The sequence below is a fragment of the Streptomyces sp. NBC_00820 genome (assembly GCF_036347055.1).
Taxonomy (GTDB): Bacteria; Actinomycetota; Actinomycetes; order Streptomycetales; family Streptomycetaceae; genus Streptomyces.
The window spans coordinates 1,326,609-1,346,802 of sequence record NZ_CP108882.1 but is presented as its reverse complement, the minus strand read 5'-3'; the positions used below and the strand labels follow the sequence as shown (position 1 = coordinate 1,346,802).

At 74.0% G+C, this 20,194-nt stretch carries 15 protein-coding genes and 2 pseudogenes; 7 read left to right on the top strand and 10 right to left on the bottom strand.

The genetic code is table 11. The features are described from left to right. The first annotated feature begins 87 nt into the window (after positions 1–87). Positions 88–930: an SDR family oxidoreductase gene (locus OIB37_RS06185; RefSeq protein WP_330456512.1), complete on the top strand. Its 843-nt coding sequence runs from the start codon at positions 88–90 to the stop codon at positions 928–930. A 194-nt stretch (positions 931–1,124) separates the two neighbouring features. On the opposite strand, the gene OIB37_RS06180 is transcribed toward OIB37_RS06185, so the two are convergent. Further along, a complete protein-coding gene (locus tag OIB37_RS06180) occupies positions 1,125–2,816 on the bottom strand; it encodes a DUF885 domain-containing protein (RefSeq protein WP_330456511.1) in 1,692 nt (563 codons plus the stop codon). A 33-nt stretch (positions 2,817–2,849) separates the two neighbouring features. Then, positions 2,850–3,353, bottom strand: coding sequence for an Lrp/AsnC family transcriptional regulator (locus OIB37_RS06175; RefSeq protein WP_330456510.1), 504 nt, complete (start codon positions 3,351–3,353; stop codon positions 2,850–2,852). Between the two features lie 60 nt (positions 3,354–3,413). Here OIB37_RS06175 and OIB37_RS06170 point away from each other — a divergent pair, with 60 nt between their 5' ends. Further along, positions 3,414–4,661, top strand: a complete 1,248-nt coding sequence (locus OIB37_RS06170) for a trans-sulfuration enzyme family protein (RefSeq protein WP_330456509.1) — start codon at positions 3,414–3,416, stop codon at positions 4,659–4,661. 33 nt (positions 4,662–4,694) lie between these two features. Here the strand turns inward: OIB37_RS06170 and OIB37_RS06165 are convergent, their stop codons facing one another. The 4 genes and pseudogenes from OIB37_RS06165 to OIB37_RS06150 form a co-directional block, all read right to left on the bottom strand. Then, positions 4,695–6,170, bottom strand: coding sequence for a GNAT family N-acetyltransferase (locus tag OIB37_RS06165; protein WP_330456508.1), 1,476 nt, complete (start codon positions 6,168–6,170; stop codon positions 4,695–4,697). A gap of 168 nt (positions 6,171–6,338) precedes the next feature. Beyond that, positions 6,339–9,119: a DUF7825 domain-containing protein gene (locus OIB37_RS06160; RefSeq protein WP_330456507.1), complete on the bottom strand. Its 2,781-nt coding sequence runs from the start codon at positions 9,117–9,119 to the stop codon at positions 6,339–6,341. Further along, positions 9,116–10,512: pseudogene (locus OIB37_RS06155) on the bottom strand (SWIM zinc finger family protein). Before OIB37_RS06155 ends, OIB37_RS06160 begins: the two are co-directional and overlap by 4 nt. Positions 10,513–10,841: 329 nt before the next feature. Then, positions 10,842–11,672 (bottom strand): alpha/beta fold hydrolase, encoded by an 831-nt coding sequence (locus tag OIB37_RS06150; protein ID WP_330456506.1) that lies wholly within the window; start codon positions 11,670–11,672, stop codon positions 10,842–10,844. A gap of 344 nt (positions 11,673–12,016) precedes the next feature. Between OIB37_RS06150 and OIB37_RS06145 the strand changes: the two genes are divergently transcribed. Together OIB37_RS06145 and OIB37_RS06140 are read left to right on the top strand one after the other, a co-directional pair. After that, the gene (locus OIB37_RS06145; RefSeq protein WP_330456505.1) at positions 12,017–12,901 is read left to right on the top strand and encodes an RNA polymerase sigma-70 factor; all 885 of its coding nucleotides are present in this window, start codon (positions 12,017–12,019) and stop codon (positions 12,899–12,901) included. Between the two features lie 266 nt (positions 12,902–13,167). Then, the gene (locus tag OIB37_RS06140) at positions 13,168–13,926 is read left to right on the top strand and encodes a GntR family transcriptional regulator (protein WP_330456504.1); all 759 of its coding nucleotides are present in this window, start codon (positions 13,168–13,170) and stop codon (positions 13,924–13,926) included. A gap of 393 nt (positions 13,927–14,319) precedes the next feature. On the opposite strand, the gene OIB37_RS06135 is transcribed toward OIB37_RS06140, so the two are convergent. From OIB37_RS06135 to OIB37_RS06125, 3 genes are all read right to left on the bottom strand, one after another. Next, on the bottom strand, positions 14,320–15,477 hold the full coding sequence (locus OIB37_RS06135) for an ROK family transcriptional regulator (RefSeq protein WP_330456503.1): 1,158 nt from the start codon (positions 15,475–15,477) through the stop codon (positions 14,320–14,322). Positions 15,478–15,578: 101 nt separating this feature from the next. Beyond that, positions 15,579–16,250, bottom strand: coding sequence for a response regulator transcription factor (locus OIB37_RS06130; RefSeq protein ID WP_330456502.1), 672 nt, complete (start codon positions 16,248–16,250; stop codon positions 15,579–15,581). Between the two features lie 14 nt (positions 16,251–16,264). After that, positions 16,265–17,431 (bottom strand): sensor histidine kinase, encoded by a 1,167-nt coding sequence (locus OIB37_RS06125; protein ID WP_330456501.1) that lies wholly within the window; start codon positions 17,429–17,431, stop codon positions 16,265–16,267. 108 nt (positions 17,432–17,539) lie between these two features. On the opposite strand from OIB37_RS06125, the pseudogene OIB37_RS06120 reads away from it, so the two are divergent. The 3 genes and pseudogenes from OIB37_RS06120 to OIB37_RS06110 all read left to right on the top strand — a co-directional run bounded on the left by OIB37_RS06120 (position 17,540) and on the right by OIB37_RS06110 (position 19,663). Next, positions 17,540–18,465 (top strand): annotated as a pseudogene (locus tag OIB37_RS06120) (ABC transporter ATP-binding protein). A 2-nt stretch (positions 18,466–18,467) separates the two neighbouring features. Continuing rightward, positions 18,468–19,178, top strand: coding sequence for an ABC transporter permease (locus OIB37_RS06115; RefSeq protein WP_330456500.1), 711 nt, complete (start codon positions 18,468–18,470; stop codon positions 19,176–19,178). A gap of 41 nt (positions 19,179–19,219) precedes the next feature. Beyond that, positions 19,220–19,663 carry a hypothetical protein gene (locus OIB37_RS06110; RefSeq protein WP_330456499.1) on the top strand — a complete coding sequence of 148 codons (444 nt, stop codon included), beginning with the start codon at positions 19,220–19,222 and terminating at the stop codon, positions 19,661–19,663. Here the strand turns inward: OIB37_RS06110 and mug are convergent. Next, positions 19,624–20,187, bottom strand: coding sequence for a G/U mismatch-specific DNA glycosylase (gene mug / locus OIB37_RS06105; RefSeq protein ID WP_330456498.1), 564 nt, complete (start codon positions 20,185–20,187; stop codon positions 19,624–19,626). The genes OIB37_RS06110 and mug overlap by 40 nt on opposite strands. Positions 20,188–20,194: the final 7 nt, after the last annotated feature.

Below are 20,194 nucleotides of genomic sequence, written 5' to 3'. Positions count from 1 at the left end.
GTGGTGCGGTGCGGGCCGCGACCGGGATGGCGTGGGTCCGGCCAATTCGCTCGCCTCCCGGCCCCGCGCTCCGTACCGTGACCGTCCATGACGAGCCTCGCGCACCCCACCGCCGAAGAACTCCGCCGGGACCCCCTGCCCCTGCGCGGACGCACCGCGCTCGTCACCGGAGCCGGGCGCCGGGCCGGCATCGGGTACGCGGTGGCCCGCCGGCTGGCCGCGTACGGCGCCAGCGTCCACGTCCATCACCATGTACCGCACGACGCGGCGATGCCCTGGGGCGCCGACCGTCCCGAGGTGGTCGTCGACTCGGTGCGCGCGGCCCTCGCCGACCCGGCGGCGCGGGTGACCGAGGGGCCGGGTGACCTGGCGGACCCCGCCGGACCGGCCCGGCTGGTCGACACCGTCGTGGCGGAGTTCGGCCGGCTCGACATCCTCGTCGCCAACCACGCCCTCAGCGGATCCGACGGCACCCTGGACGAGATCGACGCCGCGATGCTGGACGCCCACTGGGCGGTGGACACCCGCTCGGTACTGCTGCTGATCCAGGCGTACGCCCGCCACCGCGCCACCCTCCCCGAGGGCACCCCGGGCGGCCGCGTGATGATGATGACGTCCGGACAGGACATGGGCGGCGGCATGCCCGGCGAGATCGCCTACGCCCTCCAGAAGGGTGCCCTCGCCTCCGTCACCCGCTCCCTGTCCGCGGACCTCGCCGAGCGGGGGATCACGGTGAACACCGTCAACCCGGGCCCCGTCGACACCGGTTACGCCACCGGCGAGGACCACGCGGCCGTGGCCACGCGGTTCCCCGCCGGCCGCTGGGGCCTGCCCGACGACCCGGCCCGCCTCATCGCCTGGCTGGCCACCGACGAGGCGGGCTGGATCACCGGCGAGGTCATCAACTCCGAGGGCGGCTGGCGACGTTGACCAACCCACCCGGCGCGAGGCGCTGTTGAAAAACCAGCCTGGTGGAGCGCTGCGTTGATCAACGCGCCTCCGCGATGCTCGACGTCAGCGCACCTCCGCCATGCGCGACGATCAACGCGCCTCCGCCATGTGCGACGGCAGACGACCGCGCGGGCGGTGCACCGGCGTCGGGCCCGTGCGCCGCCCCGCGAGGCTCAGAGCCGCGACAGCTCGTCGAGCAGGTCGTCCAGACCGAGCGACCCCTGCGACAGCGCGGCCATGTGCCAGGCCTTCAGGTCGAAGCCGTCACCGTGCCGCTCGCGCGCCCTCTCCCGGCCCAGCAGCCACGCCCGCTCGCCCAGCTTGTAGCCGATGGCCTGCCCCGGCATGGTCAGGTAGCGGGTCAGCTCGCTCTCCACGAAGTCCGCCGGACGGCTGCTGTGCGCCGCGAAGAACTCCTGGGCCAGGTCCGGCGTCCAGCGCTCACCCGGGTGGAACGGCGAGTCCGCCGGGATCTCCAGCTCCAGGTGCATGCCGATGTCGATGATCACCCGGACCGCGCGCATCATCTGCGCGTCCAGATAGCCGAGCCGCTCGTCCGGCTCCGTCAGGTAGCCCAGCTCGTCCATCAGGCGCTCCGCGTACAGCGCCCAGCCCTCCGCGTTGGCGCTGACCCCGCCGAGCGTGGCCTGGTAGCGCGAGAGGTTCCCGGCCACGTGCGCCCACTGCGCCAGCTGGAGATGATGGCCGGGCACGCCCTCGTGGTACCAGGTCGACACCAGGTCGTACACCGGGAACCTGGTCTGGCCCATCGTCGGCAGCCAGGTGCGGCCGGGGCGCGAGAAGTCCTCCGACGGGGCCGTGTAGTACGGGGCCGCCGCACCGCCGGGCGGGGCGATCCGGGACTCCACCTTCCTTACCCGCTCGGCGAGTTCGAAGTGGGTGCCGTCCAGTTCCTCGATGGCCTTGTCCATCAGGCCCTGGAGCCACGCGCGCACCTCCTCCACGCCCTCGATGTGCCGGCCGTGCTCGTCCAGGTGCGCGAGCGCCACCCACGGGGTCTCCGCGCCGGGCAGGACCTTCCCGGCCTCCTTCTTCATCTCGCCGAGCAGGCGGTGGAACTCCGACCAGCCGTAGGCGTACGCCTCGTCCAGATCGAGGTCGGTGCCGTTGAAGTAGCGGGCCAGGCGCGCGTACCGCTCGCGGCCCACCGCGTCCGGGGCACCCTCGACGGCCGGCGCGTACACGTCCCGCATCCAGTCCCGCAGGGCGACCACGGCGGCCGTCGCCGTACGGCCCGCCTCGTCCAGCTCCGCGCGCAGCGCGTCCGGACCGGCGGAGGCGAAGTCCTCGTACCAGCCGCGGCCGTCGCCGTCCGTGTCCGACCACTCGGTGAGCTGCTCCACGAACGTGGCGGTGGGACGCGGACCCGCGTACAGCTTGCGTTCCATACCGAGCGCCAGGGACTCCTGGTAGCCCGCCAGGGCGGCCGGGACCGCGCGCAGCCGCTCCGCGATCGCCGCCCAGTCCTCCTCGGTGTCCGCCGGAGTGATCGTGAACACGTCGCGCACGGCGTGCCCCGGCGTGTGCAGGTTGCCGACCGCGCGCAGGTCCTCCTCGCCTTCGTGGACGCCGAGTTCGGCGGTGAGGCGCTCGCGCAGCAGCCGCGCGCAGCGCCGCTCCGCGTCACTGTCCGCGCCGGGCTGCCGCTCGGCCTCCGCGAGCTTCGCGAGCGTGGCGCGCGCCAGGTCCGCGACGGCCTGCCGGCCCGCGGGGGAGTAGTCGGGCAGCCGGCTCGAACTCTCCTTCACGCCCAGATACGTACCGGTGACGGGGTCGAGGGCGATGTACTCGTCGACGTAGGCGTCGGCTACCTCTCGGGGCAGCGGGATCTTCGTCTCAGGCATGCCGCCCATCCTCATACTCCGGGCACGCTCACGTCACCCCGGCGTTCCCGATTCGGCTCTGGGCGTGACCGGTGGCAGCAGGGGCCCGCAGTCCCACTGCTGGAAGATCAACCGGGTCTCCACCCGGGCCACTTCGCGCCGCGAGGTGAACTCGTCCAGCACCAGCCGCTGCAGATCGGCCATGTCCGCCACGGCCACATGCACGAGGTAGTCGTCGGGCCCGGTCAGATGGAACACCGTGCGCGACTCCGGCAGCGCCCGGATCCGCTCGACGAACGGCCCCACCAGCTCCCGCCGGTGCGGCCTGACCTGAACCGACAGCAGCGCCTGGAGCCCCCGCCCCAGCTTCGCCGGGTCCAGCCGCAGCTCGTGGCCGAGGATCACGCCCGAGCGGCGCAGCCGGGTCACCCGGTCCAGACAGGTCGACGGCGCCACGCCCACCTGCGCGGCGAGGTCGCGGTACGTGGTCCGGGCGTCGTTCTGCAGCAGCCTCAGCAGATGAAGATCCACCGGATCCAGTACGACGGATTCAGCCATGCGCCGAACGTAACACGGTGTTCCGCGCCGAGGACCCGTCCGGTGTTCACCCTTTCCGCCATGGACTCAGCGAGCACGGGTGCGTACGACGCCGTACGCACCGCATCGAGAGCACTGGCCACCGAGGCCGTGCACGCCGGCCGCGACGACCTCGCCCGCCAGGGCCTGCACGCCCCGCCGATCGACCTGTCGACCACCTACCCCTCCTACGACAGCCGCGCCGAGGCCGCCCGCATCGACGCCTTCGCCACCGACGGCGCCGACCCCGTCGGACCGCCCGTCTACGGCCGCCTCGGCAACCCGACCGTGGCCCGCTTCGAGACCGCGCTCGCCCGGCTCGAAGGCACCGAGTCGGCCGTCGCGTTCGCCAGCGGCATGGCCGCGCTCAGCGCCGTCCTCCTCGCCCGGTCGGCGGCGGGCCTGCGCCATGTGGTCGCGGTACGGCCCCTGTACGGCTGCAGCGACCATCTGCTGACCGCCGGCCTCCTCGGCACCGAGGTGACCTGGACCGACCCGGCCGGCATCGCCGACGCGCTGCGCCCCGACACCGGCCTGGTGATGGTCGAGTCCCCGGCCAACCCCACCCTCGCCGAGGTCGACCTGCGGGCCGTCGCCCACGCCTGCGGCTCCGTCCCGCTGCTCGCCGACAACACCTTCGCCACGCCCGTCCTGCAACGCCCCGCCGAGCACGGCGCCCGGCTGGTGCTGCACAGTGCCACCAAGTACCTCGGCGGGCACGGCGACGTCCTGGCCGGAGTGGTGGCGTGCGACGAGGAGTTCGCGGGACGCCTGCGGCAGATACGCTTCGCCACCGGTGGCGTCCTGCATCCGCTGGCCGGCTATCTGCTGCTCAGGGGACTGTCCACGCTCCCGGTGCGGGTCCGGGCCGCCTCCGCGACCGCCGCCGAACTGGCCCGCCGGCTCGCCGCCGACCCGCGCGTGGCCCGCGTCCGCTATCCGCGTCTGGGCGGCGCGATGGTCGCCTTCGAGGTGCACGGCGACCCGCACGGGGTGATCTCCCGGGTCCGGCTGATCACCCCGGCGGTCAGCCTCGGCAGCGTGGACACCCTCATCCAGCACCCCGCCTCCATCAGCCACCGCATCGTCGACGCCGACGACCGGCGCGGCGCCGGGGTGAGCGACCGGCTGCTGCGGATGTCGGTGGGCCTGGAGGACGTCGACGACCTGTGGGCGGACCTGACGCAGGCCTTGGGTACGACGGCGCGGAGGCCCGAGACGCTGGGCGACGCGGTGGGCGACGGGGTCGGCGCGGCTGTGGGTGAGGCGCTGCGCGAGGCGGTGGGCTGACGGGGGCGCGGGCCGCCCCGGCACGGGGCGGGGTCAGTCGCGGTGCGCGGGGCCGCCGGGCGCGCTCCGGACGGTGTCGTACGGCGGCCGGGAGACGACCGGAGTGGCGTCCAGGCGGGCCGTGATGACCAGAGTGCCCTCCTCGACCTGGTAGTCCAGGGGCAACCCGAGGCCGCGCATCGCCGCGACCATCCCGGTGTTGGCGGCCCGCGTCACCGCGTACACGCTCTCGCAGCCGGCCTCCACCGCCATCGACACCAGGCGGCCGAGGAGTTCGGCGCCGATCCCGCGCCGCTGCCACTCGTCCTCGACGAGCAGCGCGACCTCGGTCTCGTCGCCGTCCCACAGCAGGTGCCCGAGGCCGACGACGCGGCCGGAGGCGGTCCGCGCCGCCACGGTCCGTCCGAAGCGGGGGCTGAGCAGGTGGTTCAGATAGCGGTCCGCGTTGCTGACCGGCCCGTGGTAGCGCATGCCGAGGGTGCGCGGCGAGCACCGCTCGTGCATCGCCCGGGCCGCCTCCAGGTCGCCGGTGTCGATCCGGCGCACCGTGATGTCGTTGCCCTCGGGCAGCGTCAGCACCTGCTCGCCGCGCGGGATCCGGGGACCGAGCCGGCTGTCCAGCTCGACCAGGGCCCGCGCCCGCGCGAACTCCGTGGGCGTGAACGGCAGATACGGCCGCTCCACGGTCAGCACGCCGCCCTCCGGCGCGCGCAGCCGCATCCTCGTGTCCTCCAGCACCCCCTCGACCGGCACGGGCTCCGGCCCGCGTCCGCCGCCCACCGGGACGGCCGGCAGCGAGCGGATCGTGCACCGGCCGAGCAACTGCCGTAGTGCCAGCGGAAGTTCCGCCGCGTCCAGCGCGGTGCGGGTGGCGAGGCCGAGGATCCGGGTGGGGGCGTCCACCAGGTCGTGCGCGTCGGCCCGCTCGATCCAGGTGGAGTGGCCGCCGGCCAGCGCGACCGCCCGGGTCAGCTCGGCCGCCGCCAGCGCGTCCGGCGCCCGCAGCAGGAACTCGTCCACCGTGCCCTCGGCCAGGGGGTGCGTCTGCAGGCTCAGGATGTCGACCCGCCGGCCGGCCAGCGCCGTGCACAGCGTGGCCAGCGAGCCGGGCTCGTCCCGCACCGTGGTCCGCATCCGCCAGAGCGTGCTCGGTCCGTCCGCCCCCGAGGAAGCCGCGGCGTGCTGCCCGGCCGCCCCGGGCCGCCCGGTGAGCCCCGCCTGCCCGGCCGACCGCGCTGCCGCGGCCGGCCGGGCGCCGGTATCACCGGTCGGGGGTGCGTGACCGTGGCGCCGTGCCCACCACGTGTGGAAGCCGGCGGTCGCCGCCAGCGCGATCGCCGAGATCACCAGCAGCGGCGGACCGCCGGGCCCGTGCCCGATCAGGTTGGCCACCCCGTCCGCCACCGCGACGGCCGTGAACAGCGCGGCGAGCTCGACGAGATCCCGCCGCCAGTGGTGCACCGGGCGGCCGTGCCGCGACCGGGTCGCATGAGACATGTCGGAAGTCATGCAGCCACTGTGGAGGAGCGGTGTTGCGTGATCACGAACGATGTGTGACCGATCGGTAAAGCATGCATACGCCCCTTTTTGTTGCTGTTTCTACAGTCGAGGTGAGCGGCTGATCCTTCCGCGAGTTCCCCTGCGAGCGCGCCCGCCGGCCCAGCCGTTCCGGACGGCTCAGGCGGCCACCTCCCCGGAGAGGAGGTCCCGCAGCCGACGTGCCTGGGCGACCAGCCGCGACGAGCCGCCGCGCGCCGCTGTCTCCGCCAGGTGCGGCACCGTCCCGGAAGCCCCGGAAGCCCCGGAAGCCCCGGAGGTCTCGGCCCCGCCCGGTCGCCCGGCCGCGCCCGAACGTTCGGCGCAGTCCGCCGCCACGGCCAGCAGCTCCCCGAGCCCCCGGGCCAGTACGGCCGCGGCCTCCGGGCGGGCTCCGGCGAGTTCGGCGAGCGGGACGGTCAGGGAGTGCCGGAGCATCTCCCAGATCGTCGCGTTCGCTCCCGTGGCCGCCGCCGTACGCGCCGAGTCGGCCAGCCGCTGCGGCTTCACCGCCCCGCGCCCCATCAGTTCGCCCAGGTCCGTGCCCAGCCGCACCGGGTCCAGCTGCCCCCGCGCGGCGAGCACCAACAGAGCGTCGACGGCGGCGAGACGGTCCTCGTGATGCCGGGCGCCGAGTCCGTAGGCCACACACAGGTGCACGGCCTCGCCCGCCTCGCCACCGGACTCGGCGAGCAGCGCGAGCACGGCGGCACCCCGCTCGTCGTCCACCGCCGTGTCCGCCACGTCGTGCAGCAACCGTGCCGCGACCAGCTCCCGGTGCTCGGGGAGCACGGCGAGCCAGTGCGCACGTATCGCGTGGCTGAAGTGGTGGCAGCGCCTGCGGTCGATGAAGACCGACAGCGGTTGGCCGAGCCACCGGAACTCCCTCGGGAACCCCTCCCGCGACTCGGGGAGTTCGGCCAGCTCCATGAGCACGCGCACGCCCTTGACGCGACGCCGTGCCGCGGGGAGGGCGTCCGCGGTGCGCAGTCGGCGGGCCAGCCGTGCGCCCTCCGCGGTGCCGAGTTCCGAGGCGCGCCGGGCGTCCTCCTCGGCCGCCGCACGGTCTCCCCGGCGCACCCGCAGCAGGGCCTGCGCGAAGTCGGTGGCGCAGACCCGGGCGCCCAGACGCCGGTACTCCGCGAGCCGGTCCACCAGGTCGCCCGGTTCGAGCAGCCCGGTGCTCCAGGTGGGCGTGGCTAGCAGCAGCGGCGGCGGATCCGTGCGCAGGCGGTACGCCAGATCGCGCAGCCGGGCGTCGAAGACCCGGGCGAGGCCGCTGTGCGCGCACTCGCGCTCCAGCGGCCCGAGTCGAACCGCGTCGAGAAGCGTGGCCGTGTCCACCTTCCCGTGCAGCACCGCCAGGACCAGGTCGAGCCCCTGGTGCGGCACGACCAGGCCGACGGAGTCGCGGAACAAGGCGTCCCGGCGCGGCCAGTTCGGGTAGTCCCGCGTCGTCCACCAGCGGTCCGTGACCACCGGCGCGAGCGCCTCGCGCAGCGCGTCCGGGTCTCGGTACGCGTGCCGTACCAGGCCGTCGAGCGCGCGCTCGAACGCGGCCACGTCGCCTTCGGACGCCAGCAGCGCCCCCACTTCCTCGGCCAGCTCCTCCGCCGTGCGCGGCGCGGGGGCGAGCCGGAACGGCTCAGGGGCAGGCGGCAGCACCTCGTCGCACACCTCGATTTCCGCGTCGGGCACGGCGATGCCCAGGGCCCGGGCCGCACGCGGACGCAGCACCGGCGTCAACTGCTCGGCGGCACGCGCCAGTCCGGCGCGGACCTCCTCAGGTGCGATGACCTTCGCGTGCCGTTCCAGGAGCTTGAGCGCCCGCTCCTGCACCTGGGTGTCCTCGTGCCCGAACGCCACCGCCACCGCCGGCAGCAGGTCCACGGCGGTCCCGGGATCGCGGGCGAGGACCTTGCCGAGCAGGATCAGCTGGGCGCGGACGAGCTTCGTCTCGGCGCGGAAGAGCAGCCCTTCGGACGCCTCGGCCAGCTGACGTACGGTCAGGGCTGCCTCTCCGGGCCCGTCTCCGCCTCCGTCTCCGTCCCGGTCACTGTCACCGTCCAGCGCCAGGCCGGCGAGCGCTTTCTGCGCGTGCGAGGCGACCGGTACCACCGCGTCACGGGCCAGTGCCGTCCAGTCGGCGACCCGCGCCCGCTCCTCCTCGCGGGTGAGTCCGAGCGCGACCAGCAGCGGCAGGAAGACCCGGTGGTCCGTGGGCTGACCACTGGAACGCGTGCGCAGCAGCCGGGCGACGCACGCGTCGGCCAGGAACGCGCGGTCCAGCACCCGCTCACGGGCCAGCGTCGCCAGGGCGTTCGGCCACGCGCCTCCATCGGTCAGCGGCCAGCGGACCTCGGACAGATCCGTGAGCGTGAAGAGCCCGCCGACCAGTGCGGCGAGACGCGGCTCACCGCGCAGCCGTTCCAGGACACCGTCGCCCTGGCCCCAACCACCACTGATGTGCCGGACCCAGCCGATCAGGTAGGCGTCCGTCGCCGGCACCTCGCACCCGGACCGGCTCACCAGGTCCGCCATCAGGGCATACGGAACCCTCGCCGACACCGGGCGGAGTGCCAGCCGGAGCACCACATCCGCCAGCCAGCCGGTGTCCCGGTCCGCCAGGGCCTCCAGCAGCAGCTCGGCGGGAGCCTGCCGCCAACGCAGGTCGGCCGCCGCGAGCCAGGTGGCCGCCGAGGCCGCCCCCGTGTGACAGGCCGCTCCCGCCAGTTGGAGCGCCGGACCCACCTGCCGGGACCGGTCCGACCAGGGTGAGGTAGCGCGCAGTTCCTTGCGCAGGGCCTGCAACCCGGTTACACAGGAACGCCGTTCGGCAGGCGTCATCTTCGTCACCAGCCGCAGCGTCCCCGTCGTGTTCCCGTCCTGTACCGCATCCATCAGCGCGCTCGTCGCACTCATCGCACACCCCCGTCGATTCCCGCCGGCTTCCGGCCCGCGGCGGTTCCCCGCCGCACCATGCGCACCGCCAGCGCGTGCTTGCACGGCCCGCGTCCGCCCCGGTACTTCGCCCACCACAGACAGCTGCAGCTGAGCACCCCCGCCTCGTCCCGCACCCGGTGCTGGTGACCGTCCTCGGCGGTGACCGAGGCGAGGGAGCCCTCCAGCGCCACCGCACCGGCCGCCACCAGCTCGCGGGCCGCGCCAAGTCGCGGTTTGTGCCTCTCGACGCGCTCGGCGTCGTACGGCAGTTCGCGGTGGAAGTACGCGGCCTCCGCCGTGTCGTAGCCGACGCGGCCCGAGGTGCCGAGGCGGACGAGGGCCGCGCGCACCCGCTCGGGCGTGAGGCCCGAGGAGGCCGCGAGGTCGGCCACGTCTATGCGGGGTTCCCAGGCCAGCAGCACGGCGATCAGTTCGGCGTCCGCGGCGGCCTCCTCGGTGGCGAGCGCCTCCAGCACGCCGCCCTCGCCGGAGAAGCCGCGAGCGGCGTCCGGCGACAGGGTCAGCGTGAGCCGCATGCCGGGCAGTACGACCTCCCAGGCGGCGGCCGTGCTCGCCGTGCCGTTCAGGGCCGGGCCGTACACGCGCAGTGCCGTCGCATGCCGCAGTACCCGCTGCAGTGCGCCCAGCCGCTCCGGACCGGGGAGGCACACGGCGCCCGGTACCGGCCGGGTCGTCGGCCGCAGGCCCCTGCCCGCCGGTACCACCCAGCGCGGACCGCCCGAGCCCCGCCCGACCTCGGCAGTGTGCGCAGGAACCGCACCGCCTCGTCCGCCGGAAGTTCCGCCCGCAGGTCGAACCCGGCCGCGATCACCTGGGCCTCGGCGAAGCCGCGCAGCCACCGGTCGGGCAGCGGGACCTTCTTCTCCACGACCGGGCCGTCCAGCGTGGTGACCGCCAACTCGTCGGGGCCGACGCGTAGATGGAGCGGTTCGTCGGTGCCGATGCGGGAAAGCGCCTCGCGCAGCGGGTCGTTGACGTCGACGTTCGTCGTGCCGTGCCCCACCTCGCCGCCGTCGAGGCCCGGTGCGAGGACGTCCAGCCGCGCGTACACCCCGCCGCAGCCGGAGAAGGACTCGAAGCGCAGCCGGTCCCCGTTGCCGGTCACCACCGGGTCCAGCGAGGCGCGCAGCTGCGGCTGGTAGTAGCGCGCGGCCGCCACGTCGGCCACCGCCAGCAGCGCGGCGGCGGCGATCTGAGGTGAGGTCAGAAAGCCTGCGAAGAACCGCGGATGGTCCTCGACGCCCGTGGGTGTCGCCCCCTGGGACGTTTCCAGCCCGAGCCGGCGCCCGTCCGTGCCGCAGTCCAGTGCGGAGGGTCGACGATAGGCCACGGTCTGCAGTGATCGCGTCATGGGAAAAACGGTAGAGGCGACCACTGACAATCGGCCTGACCTGCGCAAACGCCAGGCCCGCAGGGAAGTTGACGGTGCCGCGGCAGTGCCGCGCGCCGGGGGATGACGCCGGCGCGCGGCACGCCCCCGAGCCTACGGGACCGGGGCCCTTGCTCGTGACTTCCTTGCCGGCGCGGCCCGTACAGGCGACCGGGCGACCGGAGGACCAGGAGACCGGAGGACCGGAGGGCCGGGGGCCTGGGGTGACGGCGTGTGGAAGCGAGACGCCCCCGACTCGTCCCTCCCCGCCCCGGCCCACCCCGCCCCCGACGAGCGGCCGCGTGCCGCTGTCAGCGGCTCCCGTCGAGGATGACCCGGGCGACCAGGGCGGGGTCGTCGTTCATCGGGCAGTGTCCGCAGCCGGGCAGCCGTACCAGCCGGGCGTGCGGGATGATCCGCTTGGCGCGGATGCCCTGCCGGCGGACGAGCAGCCGGTCCTGGGTTCCCCAGGCCACGGTGACGGGCATGCCCGGCAGGTCGTCGGTGAACTGGACGGCCGCCCCGGCCCGCAGGGTCGCGTCGAACCCGGTGGCCCCGACCAGCGCGAGCGTCTCGGCGACCACCGCGTCGGGGGAACGGCGGCCCGGTCGGGCGTAGATGGTGCTGGTCAGCGCGGTGCGGCCGGCCGCGCTGTGCGACAGCCGCTCCACCAGGGGGACGGGCAGCCGCTGGGCGACGCCCCGCATCGCGAGCAGCAGACCGAAGGCGTAGCGCCGTTCGGTCTGCGTCCAGAAGCCTGCCGGGGAGAGGGCCGTGACGGACCGCACGAGCTTCTCGCGGCCCAGTTCCAGGGCCAGCAGGCCGCCCAGTGAATTACCGGCCACGTGCGGGCGGTCCAGCTCCAGCGCCTCGAACAGGGCGCCGAGCACGGTGTTCGTCGTGGCCAGGTCGTAGTCGAGACCGCCGGGCAGGGCCGGGGACGCGCCGAACCCCGGCAGGTCCACGGCGATCACCTCGCGCTCGGTCGCGAGGATGTCCATCACCGGGTCCCAGGCCTGCAGGTGATGGCCGATGCCGTGCAGCAGGACCAGGGGTTCGCCGCGTCCCACGCGCGCGTAGGAGACGGTCACGTCCTTCGGGCCGTGCGGGCTGGGGACCGTGAAGGAGACGGTGGCGGCCATGATGTGCTCCTCGGGTGGGCGGCCGGCGGGTGGGTTGCTGGTGGCGGGTGAGTGGTGGGGCGGGCGACGTGCGGACGCCGTAGACAGCTTGTCAGCAATTGCTACCGGCGGGTAGCCCCATGCTGCCGTGCGGCCGCGTGTGTCTCAACGGGCCGGGTGCACCCAGAGGTTGGAGCGCGTGTACTCGAACGAGCGCAGCACCGCGTACCGCACCGCTCACCTCCGGGTCCCGGCCGTCGACCGTCGATCATCGACTGCCGACCGCCCACGGTCCGCGATCATTGTGATCGGATACGGGCTGATTCCGTCTGGACACGGGCAGGCGTGTCGGCTGGGATGGGACGGTGACCACGGACACCGCGATCGACCTTTTCGAAGAGAACCGCCCCCTTCTCATGGGGGTCGCCTATCGCATGCTCGGCCGCGTCGCCGACGCCGAGGACGTGGTCCAGGACGCCTGGTTGCGCTGGTCCCGCGCAGAGCGTACGGAGGTCCGTGAACCACGTGCCTACCTCGTGCGCGTCACCACCCGGCTGACCATCGACCGGCTGCGCCAGGTCCGGGCGCGCGACGAGGCGTACGTCGGCCCGTGGCTGCCCGAGCCGTACGTCACCGACTTCGGCGACATCGTCCCCGACACCGCCGAACGCGCGCTGCTCGCCGACTCCGTCTCCCTCGCCGTACTCGTCGTCCTGGAGTCGCTGTCCCCGCTGGAGCGCGCGGTCTTCGTCCTGCGGGAGGCGTTCGGCTACCCCTACGCCGAGATCGCCGCGCTGCTCGACCGCGGCGAGGCCGCGGTGCGGCAGCTCGCCGGCCGGGCCCGTCGGCACGTCGACGAGAAGCGGCCGCGTTACGAGGTCGACCCCGCGCAGCGCAGGGACCTGACGGAGCGTTTCCTCGCCGCCGCGGTCGAAGGCGACCTGAACGGCCTGATGTCCCTGCTCGCTCCGGATGCCCGCCTCGTCGGCGACAGCGGCGGCAAGGCGAAGGCGCCGGTGCGCGTCCTGCACTCCGCCGACAAGGTCGGCCGCTTCCTCGCCGGTGTCGCCCGCAAGGGCGTGCCCGGTCTGTCCTTCCGGTTCATCGAGGTCAACGGTGCCCTCGCGGTGCTCACGCTGGCCGACGGCAAGCCCGACGGTGTGTTCCAGGTGGACATCGCCGACGGCCGCGTCACCACCGTGTACATCATCCGCAACCCCGACAAGATCCGGTCGCTCGCCGGCGACTGAGTCACCTACCGAGTCGTTCACCGAATGGTCCGCCAAGTCGTCCGCCGAACGATCCGACGCGTCATCCACCGAGTCGCTCCACGCGCGCGGCGTCGTACGAACGCCTCGTGAACGCTTCGTGGCACGGCCTCCACGGGGCACTCGGGGGAACGAGGATTGGTATTGACCAAGGGTGAGTGCCGCCCTATGGTCGCAGAGAACTGCAACAACCTTTAATAAACAAGGCGCAAAAATACCGCCGGACCACGGCACTTGCGGAGGACAGGGTGGGGACCACGCAGCTGGAAAAGGTGCCGGAACCGAAGTACTGGCACCTCAAGACCGTGCTCAGCGAGGCATTGGATTCCGAATTCACCGTCGGCGAGATCCTGCCCAACGAGCGTGACCTCGCCGCCCGCTACGGCGTCGCACGGGCCACGCTCCGCCAGGCACTGGAGCAACTGGAGCTGGAAGGCCGGCTGCAGCGCCGCCGCGGCGTCGGTACGACCGTCGCGCCGCCGCGTGTGGGCGTGGCCGTCGGCACCGAGCGGCACGTCTGGCCGGGCGCGGGCGACGACGCCTGGCAGCCCGTCGACTGCGCCGGGGCCACGCCGCCCGCCGTCGTCGCGACGGCCCTGGAGAGCGGCTCCGCCGAGGTGCACACGGTCCGCCGCTCCCGGATGTCCCACGGCCGGCCCGTCGCCACCGAGCTGCTCTACGTCGCCGCCTCGTCGGTGCCCGACCTCACCGCCATCGACGCACCGTCCGGCCCGGCACGCGCGCGTGCGGTGCTCCGCGAACTGCAGCGCCTGGAACTCGAAGGCCAGGACCGTGCCGTCGAACTGGGCTCGGCCCGCGCGGACGACGCCAAGGAGCTCGACCGGCTGCCCGGCTCGCCCGTCCTGGTCGTCACGACTCGCTTCTACGCCGCCGGCCGCACCGCCGCGCTCTCCGTGGCCACCTACCGTGCCGACACCTGCCGGCTGACCTTCGGCGACTCGCCCGACGTGGAGATACACCACGATCCGGAGCAGTGCGCCTCCTGAGGGTCGCTCGTTCTCGTCCGCCGCGCCCCGGAACTCCACCGGGGCGCACGGCGTTCGACGGAGCGGGGGAGCAGCCGTCGGGCGATCCGCGGCGCCGTGCCGCCTCTCGGCGGCGGCCTGCCGGCCGGCGTCGCCTCACCGCCCGCCGGACGAGTACGACGATCCACGCCTCCTCCGGGCCGCCAACTCCGCGCGCACGAGGCAGGGGCCGGTCGTACGGCGCCTGCCCCGGTGTGCGCATCGGCGCGGAAGCCGGAAGCCGCGTGCGGCCACGGTGACGAGAGCGCCTCCCGCCGGACCTGCCCGCGTCAACGCCCCCGTCGCACCGCCGCCCGCGTTTCAGCCGCGCAGCCTCACAGCTCCGAAGCCTCACAGCTCCGAAGCCTCACCGCCTCACCGGCGTGCCGTCACCGTGCTCTCCACCGCGAACAGTTGCTCCTCGACATGGTCCAGGGCCAGCCGCAGCGCGCCCGTGGTCACGGCGGCCTCGCCGAGCAGGGACAGGGTCACCCGGGGCGGCCGCAGACAGTAGCGGGCCAGTTCGTCGCGCAGCGGGTCGAGGACGCCGTCCAGACCGGCCGCCCAGCCGCCGATCACGACCAGTTCCGGGTCGAGGGCCAGCACGAGCGCGGCCACGTCGTGAACGAGCCGCTGGATGAAGCGCTCGACGGCCTCCCGCGCCCGCCGGTCGCCCTTCCGGGCGAGCGTGAACACCTCGGCGACCGCCTGCTCGTCCAGCGGATGCAACGGCTTGTCGGTGGTGGACAGCAGCGTCTCCGGAGTCGCCCCCCGGCCCAGCAGATGCAGCGCGCCGATCTCCCCGGCCGCCCCGCCGTACCCCCGGTGCAACCGCCCGCCGATCAGCGAACCCGCCCCCGGACTCAGCCCGGCGAGGACGAACACCACGTCGTCCGTCTCCGTCGCCGCTCCCTTCCAGTGCTCGGCCACGGCCGCCGCGTTCGCGTCGTTCTCCACCAGCACCGGGCACTTGAAGGAGCGGCTGAGCCGCTCGCCGAGCCGCAGGCCCGTCCACTGCGGCAGCGCGGTGCCCAGCCGGACCGTACCGTCTGCCTCCACGATGCCCGGCGTGCCCACCCCCACGGCCCGCAGCGAACCGCGTGCGACCCCGGTCCGGCGCAGCAGTTCGGCGACCGCGCCACGCAGCCGCTCCAGCCGTTCGTCCGCCGGAGCCGTCTCGGCGACCTCCCTGGCCTGCGTGCCGAGCACCCGCCCGTCGAGGTCGGACAGAAGCGCGGCGACCCGGTGCGGGCCGATCTCCAGACCCAGCAGATGCCCCGCCTCGGCCCGGAACCTGAAGCGGCGCGCGGGCCGGCCCTGACGGCGTGCCGTGCCCTCCTCGGCCGCCTTCTCCACCACGAGCCCCGCCTCGGCCAGCCCCTCCACGACCCCCTCGACGGTCGGCCGGGACAGGCCGGTGAGGCGGGTGATCTCGGTGAGCGTCGCGCAGTCCGTGGCACGCAACGCGTGCAGCACCACCGCGGAATTGATCCTTCGCAGCAGCGAGGGATCGCCGCCGGTCAGCTGCCCCACCGTCAGTCCTCCCAGCTCGCGCGCGTGTGGGGCGGATCGTACTCGGCCCGGCCCACCCCGGCGAGTGCCGGGCTCCCCGACGGTCCGACGGCCGCCGCGACTCACCCCGGCGCGACGAACCCCGACTCGTACGCGGCGATCACCGCCTGAGTGCGATCGCGTGCCCCGAGCTTGGCCAGTACCGCGCTCACATGCGACTTCACCGTCTCCGTCCCCACCACCAGCCGCGCCGCGATCTCCCCGTTCGTCAGGCCCCGCGCCATGAGCCGCAGTACCTCCGCCTCCCGCTCCGTGAGCCGGGCCGCCGCGAGCGGGGCGCCGGCCGCGCCGCGGCCCGCGACCGCGTCCCGGCCGCCGTACCGTGCCGCGAGCCGCCGTACGGACGCGGGGAAGAGCAGCGACTCGCCCTCAGCGACCAGCCGCACCGCGTGCACGAACTCGGCAGGACGGGCCCGCTTCAGCAGGAACCCGTCGGCACCCGCGCGCAGTGCCTCGTACACGTACTCGTCGTCCTCGAAGGTGGTCACCACCAGGATCTTGGGCGGGGCGTCGATGGTGCGCAGCACCGCGCGCGTGGCCTCGATCCCGTCCAGCAGCGGCATCCGGACGTCCATCACGACGACGTCCGGCCGCAGTCGGCGCACCAGCGGAATGACCGCCGCCCCGTCGGCCGCCTCGCCCACCACCTCGATGCCGGGCTGCGCCGTCAGCACGGCCCGCAGACCGGCGCGGACCAGGGGTTCGTCATCCACGAGGAGCACGGTCACCGGCATCCGGCCAGCCTAGATCAGCCCAACGGCAGTTCCGCACGCACCCGCCAGTCGCCGCCGTCCGGTCCGGTACGGGCGTTCCCTCCGAGCAGGGCGGCGCGCTCGCGTATGCCGCGCAGCCCGCTGCCCCGCCCGGGTCCGGGCATCGAGTCCGGAAGGCGATTGCGGACGTCGAGGGCGAGCGTGCCGTCCCCGACGGCGACCCGCACCCGGACAGGCACCGCTCCCGCGTGCCGCAGCACGTTGGTCAGGGACTCCTGGAGAATGCGATAGCCCTCGCGGGACACCGGCCCAGGCACCGCCTCCACCGCACCCGTCACCTCGGCGTCCACCGTGGCACCCGAAGCGCGCGCGGACTCCAGCAGCCGGCCCGCGTCGGCCAGCGTGGGCCGAGTGCCCACCGGACGCTCCGACTCGCGCAACACCCCCAGCACACGCTCCAGATCCTCCAGGGCGGCCCGGCCGGTCTCCTCGATGGCGCCCAGCGCGCGGTCGGTGAACTCCGGATCGCCCGCCGCCCGCGCCGCGCCCGCCTGGACCACGGCCACCGTGAGCGCGTGCCCGATCGAGTCGTGCAACTCCCGCGCGATTCGGGTGCGTTCCAGCAGCCGTTCGGTGCGCTCCTCCAGCGCGGCGAGCCGCTCGGCGGCCGACGGTCCGAGCAGCCGGCGCGCGCACGCCGTGACCAGCTCACCGAGCCCGACCACGGCGCCGTACAGAGCGAACAGGGGAAGCGGCGCCAGCAGGGCGTACGCCCGCTGCGGCGGCAGGTGTTCCAGCAGCGGGACCCCGGAAGGCGGCAGCCCCCAGGCGCACTTCGCCAACTCGTACGCGAGTACCAGCAGTTGCACGGTGGCGAACACGGCCGCCGACCCGAGGAGCATCCGCACCTCCAGCCACAGCACCGTGCGCCAGCGGTCCCGCCAGGACGCCGCCGGTGTCGCGGAGATGCCCGGCTCCCGCTCACCGGGCGTCAGCAGCAGGCGTGCCTGCACCCCCTCGCCCATCCGCACGGCCGGGACGAGGCCTGCCGGTGCGACGAACAGCGCGGGCATCCAGGGCGTCCTGGGATCGATGAACAGCCAGAAGCTGACGATCAGCATCGGTACCCACAGATGCAGCACGCGCGTGTACGTCGTCCCGCGTGCCAGCGGGCGCAGCATCGGGCGCAGAAGGCGGACCATGACGCCATCCTCACAGGTCGCACCGACACCGGACCTCCCCCGCACGGGGGAGAGGGCCCCCGCCCACGGGGGAGGCGCCGGACCGCCCGCCCGGCGAGGCTCTTGGCCATGACCAGCATCGAACTTCGCGACCTCACCAAGGAGTACGGCGGCAGGCGCGCCGTGGACGGCCTCTGCCTCACCGTCCGCCCCGGCCAGGTCACCGGATTCCTCGGCCCCAACGGCGCCGGGAAGTCCACCACCATGCGGCTCGTCCTCGGCCTCGACCGCCCGACCTCGGGCACCGCCACCATCGGCGGCCGCCCCTACGCCGAACTGCGGGAACCGCTGCGCCGCGTGGGCTCCCTGCTGGACGCGCGGGCCGCCCACGGCTCCCGCACCGCGTACGACCACCTCAGGGCCCTCGCCGCGAGCAACCGCATCGCCACCGGCCGGGTCGGCGCGGTCCTGGAGCGAACCGGGCTCACGCCGGTGGCCCGGCACCGGCTGCGGACGTTCTCCCTGGGCATGCGGCAGCGGCTCGGGATCGCCGCCGCGCTGCTCGGCGACCCCGAGGTGATCCTCCTCGACGAGCCCGCCAACGGCCTCGACCCCGAGGGCATCGTCTGGGTCCGCTCGCTGCTGCGCGGGCTGGCCGCAGAGGGCCGTACCGTCCTGGTGTCCAGCCATCTGATGGGCGAGACCGCGGCCTTCGCGGACCACCTCGTGATCCTCGGCCGGGGCCGCCTCCTCGCCGACACCCCGGTACGGGAGTTCATCGACGCGCGCGTTCGCCCTCAGGTGAGGGTCCGTACCGACGCCGCCGACACCGACGCCCTCGGCGCGCTGCTCGACCGGCACGGCCATGAGGCCGCCCGGGATGCGGACGGGGGTGGATCGTGCGGCACGCGCGCGTGGACGACCTGGGCCGTCTCCTGTCCGAGGCGGGCCTGCCCGTACTCGAACTGGCGGCTCGGGAAGCGAGCCTGGAAGAGGCGTACCTCGATCTGACGGCCGCTGAGACCGAGTTCACCGCACAGCCCCAGGAGGTCTGACCATGCCGTTCGTCCCCGCTCTGCACGCCGAGTGGATCAAGATCCGCACCCTGCGTCCGCTCGTCGCCGGCCTGGCCGCGATCCTCGTCGTCACCCTGGCGTTCTCGGCGATCGCCGCCGCCGACTCCGACCGCTCCGATCCGCTGTTCTCGGCGTTCTTCGGCGTCAGCCTCGGACAGATCGCCGCCGTCGCCTTCGGCGCCACGGCGGTGTCCGGCGAGTACCGGGGCGGTGCGCTGCGGCTGACACTCGCGGCGGTGCCGGACCGGGCGCGCTGGTTCGCCGCGAAGGCCGCGGCCGTGGCGCTGCCGGTGCTGGCCGTCGGCCTCGTCACCGGTCTGGCGACGCTCGCGATGGGCAGGGCCCTCCTCGGCGCGTCCGGCCCCACGTGGGCACAGGGGTTGCGCGGAGCGGTGGGCTGCGCCCTGTACCTGACGCTGATGGCCCTGTTCGCCGCGGGACTCACGGCCGTCCTGCGCAGCGGTGCCGCGACGCTCGGCCTGCTGATCCCGTTCCTGCTGATCGTGTCCTTCGTCATCGGCGACGTGTCCGCCGGCGCCGCCGACTTCCTGCCCGACCGGGCCGGTCAAGTCGCCCTGCACAGCGGCTGGGACGGCGCCCTCGGCCCCTGGAGCGGACTCGCGGTCACCGCGCTGTGGACGGCGGCCGCCCTGTGCGCGGGAGCGTGGTGCGTGCGGCGCCGGGACACCTGACGGGCAGCCAATTGTCAGTGGGTCCCGCTTTACTGGATCGCATGGACATCGCGAAGCGGCTCGCCCTCGTCGACCGGCTCTGCGCCCGGGAGTTCCCCGCGGCGGAGAGCCGGACGGAGTGCGGTGAGAGCGGGCCCGGCTACCACATGGCCATACTGCTGACCAGCGGCGACTTCTGGGAGGACGACGGTACGGGGTGGGAGGAGACGGCGGCACAGTACGAGGCCGAGCGGGACGCCCTCGTGGAGCGGCTCACCGCGCACTGGGGTCCGTCCCAGCACTTCAGTCTGCGCGGAGTTCTTGACCGGGTGATGGAGGGTGAGACCATCGCGGAGCCCTGGGCCGCCCTGAGCGAGCATGTGCCGGACATCCATCTCTGGAAGGCCCCAGCCTCCGGCAGATGGGTCACCCTCGGCGTGTCCTACGGGTACAAGGAGCTGCCCTTTCAGCTCCTCGGGGTGGTGACCGACACAGATCCTCCCTGATCCGCGACCCCCGCGGCCACCCGCAGCCGCGCGAACTCCTCGGCCATCGTCGCCGCCGTCCAATGCGCGTTCAGCCCGCTGGGGTTGGGCAGCACCCACACGCGGGTGTCTCCGATGGTCCGCTCCTGCGGCCCCACTTGAGCCTTGCGCTCGCCGAAGGCGGTCCGGTACGCGGTCACTCCCACGACCGCGAGCCACTTCGGCCGCCGAAGCGCCACCTTCGCCGTCAGGAGCCGCCCGCCCTCGACGTACTCCTCGGTGCTCAGCTCGTCGGCCCGCGCGGTCGCCCGCTCCACGACGTTCGTGATGCCCAGCCCGTACGACAGCAGTTCACCCTGCTCGGCCGGCCTCAACTGCCTCGGCGTGAACCCGGACAGATGCAGCACCGGCCAGAAGCGGTTGCCCGGGCGGGCGAAGTGGTGGCCCGTCGCCGCCGACATCAGGCCCGGGTTGATGCCGCAGAACAGGACATGGAGGCCGTCCGCGATCACGTCCGGGACGAGACGGTCGCGGGCGGCCTCCATGTCCGCC

Coding starts and splice junctions, on each gene's coding strand:
- OIB37_RS06170 (WP_330456509.1), top strand. CDS start 3,414: ATGGACTCAGCGAGCACGGGTGCGTACGACGCCGTACGCACCGCATCG.
- OIB37_RS06150 (WP_330456506.1), bottom strand. CDS start 11,672: ATGGCCGCCACCGTCTCCTTCACGGTCCCCAGCCCGCACGGCCCGAAG.
- OIB37_RS06125 (WP_330456501.1), bottom strand. CDS start 17,431: ATGGTCCGCCTTCTGCGCCCGATGCTGCGCCCGCTGGCACGCGGGACG.
- OIB37_RS06165 (WP_330456508.1), bottom strand. CDS start 6,170: ATGACTTCCGACATGTCTCATGCGACCCGGTCGCGGCACGGCCGCCCG.
- OIB37_RS06185 (WP_330456512.1), top strand. CDS start 88: ATGACGAGCCTCGCGCACCCCACCGCCGAAGAACTCCGCCGGGACCCC.
- OIB37_RS06160 (WP_330456507.1), bottom strand. CDS start 9,119: ATGAGTGCGACGAGCGCGCTGATGGATGCGGTACAGGACGGGAACACG.
- OIB37_RS06115 (WP_330456500.1), top strand. CDS start 18,468: ATGCCGTTCGTCCCCGCTCTGCACGCCGAGTGGATCAAGATCCGCACC.
- OIB37_RS06180 (WP_330456511.1), bottom strand. CDS start 2,816: ATGCCTGAGACGAAGATCCCGCTGCCCCGAGAGGTAGCCGACGCCTAC.
- OIB37_RS06175 (WP_330456510.1), bottom strand. CDS start 3,353: ATGGCTGAATCCGTCGTACTGGATCCGGTGGATCTTCATCTGCTGAGG.
- mug (WP_330456498.1), bottom strand. CDS start 20,187: ATGGAGGCCGCCCGCGACCGTCTCGTCCCGGACGTGATCGCGGACGGC.
- OIB37_RS06110 (WP_330456499.1), top strand. CDS start 19,220: ATGGACATCGCGAAGCGGCTCGCCCTCGTCGACCGGCTCTGCGCCCGG.
- OIB37_RS06130 (WP_330456502.1), bottom strand. CDS start 16,250: ATGCCGGTGACCGTGCTCCTCGTGGATGACGAACCCCTGGTCCGCGCC.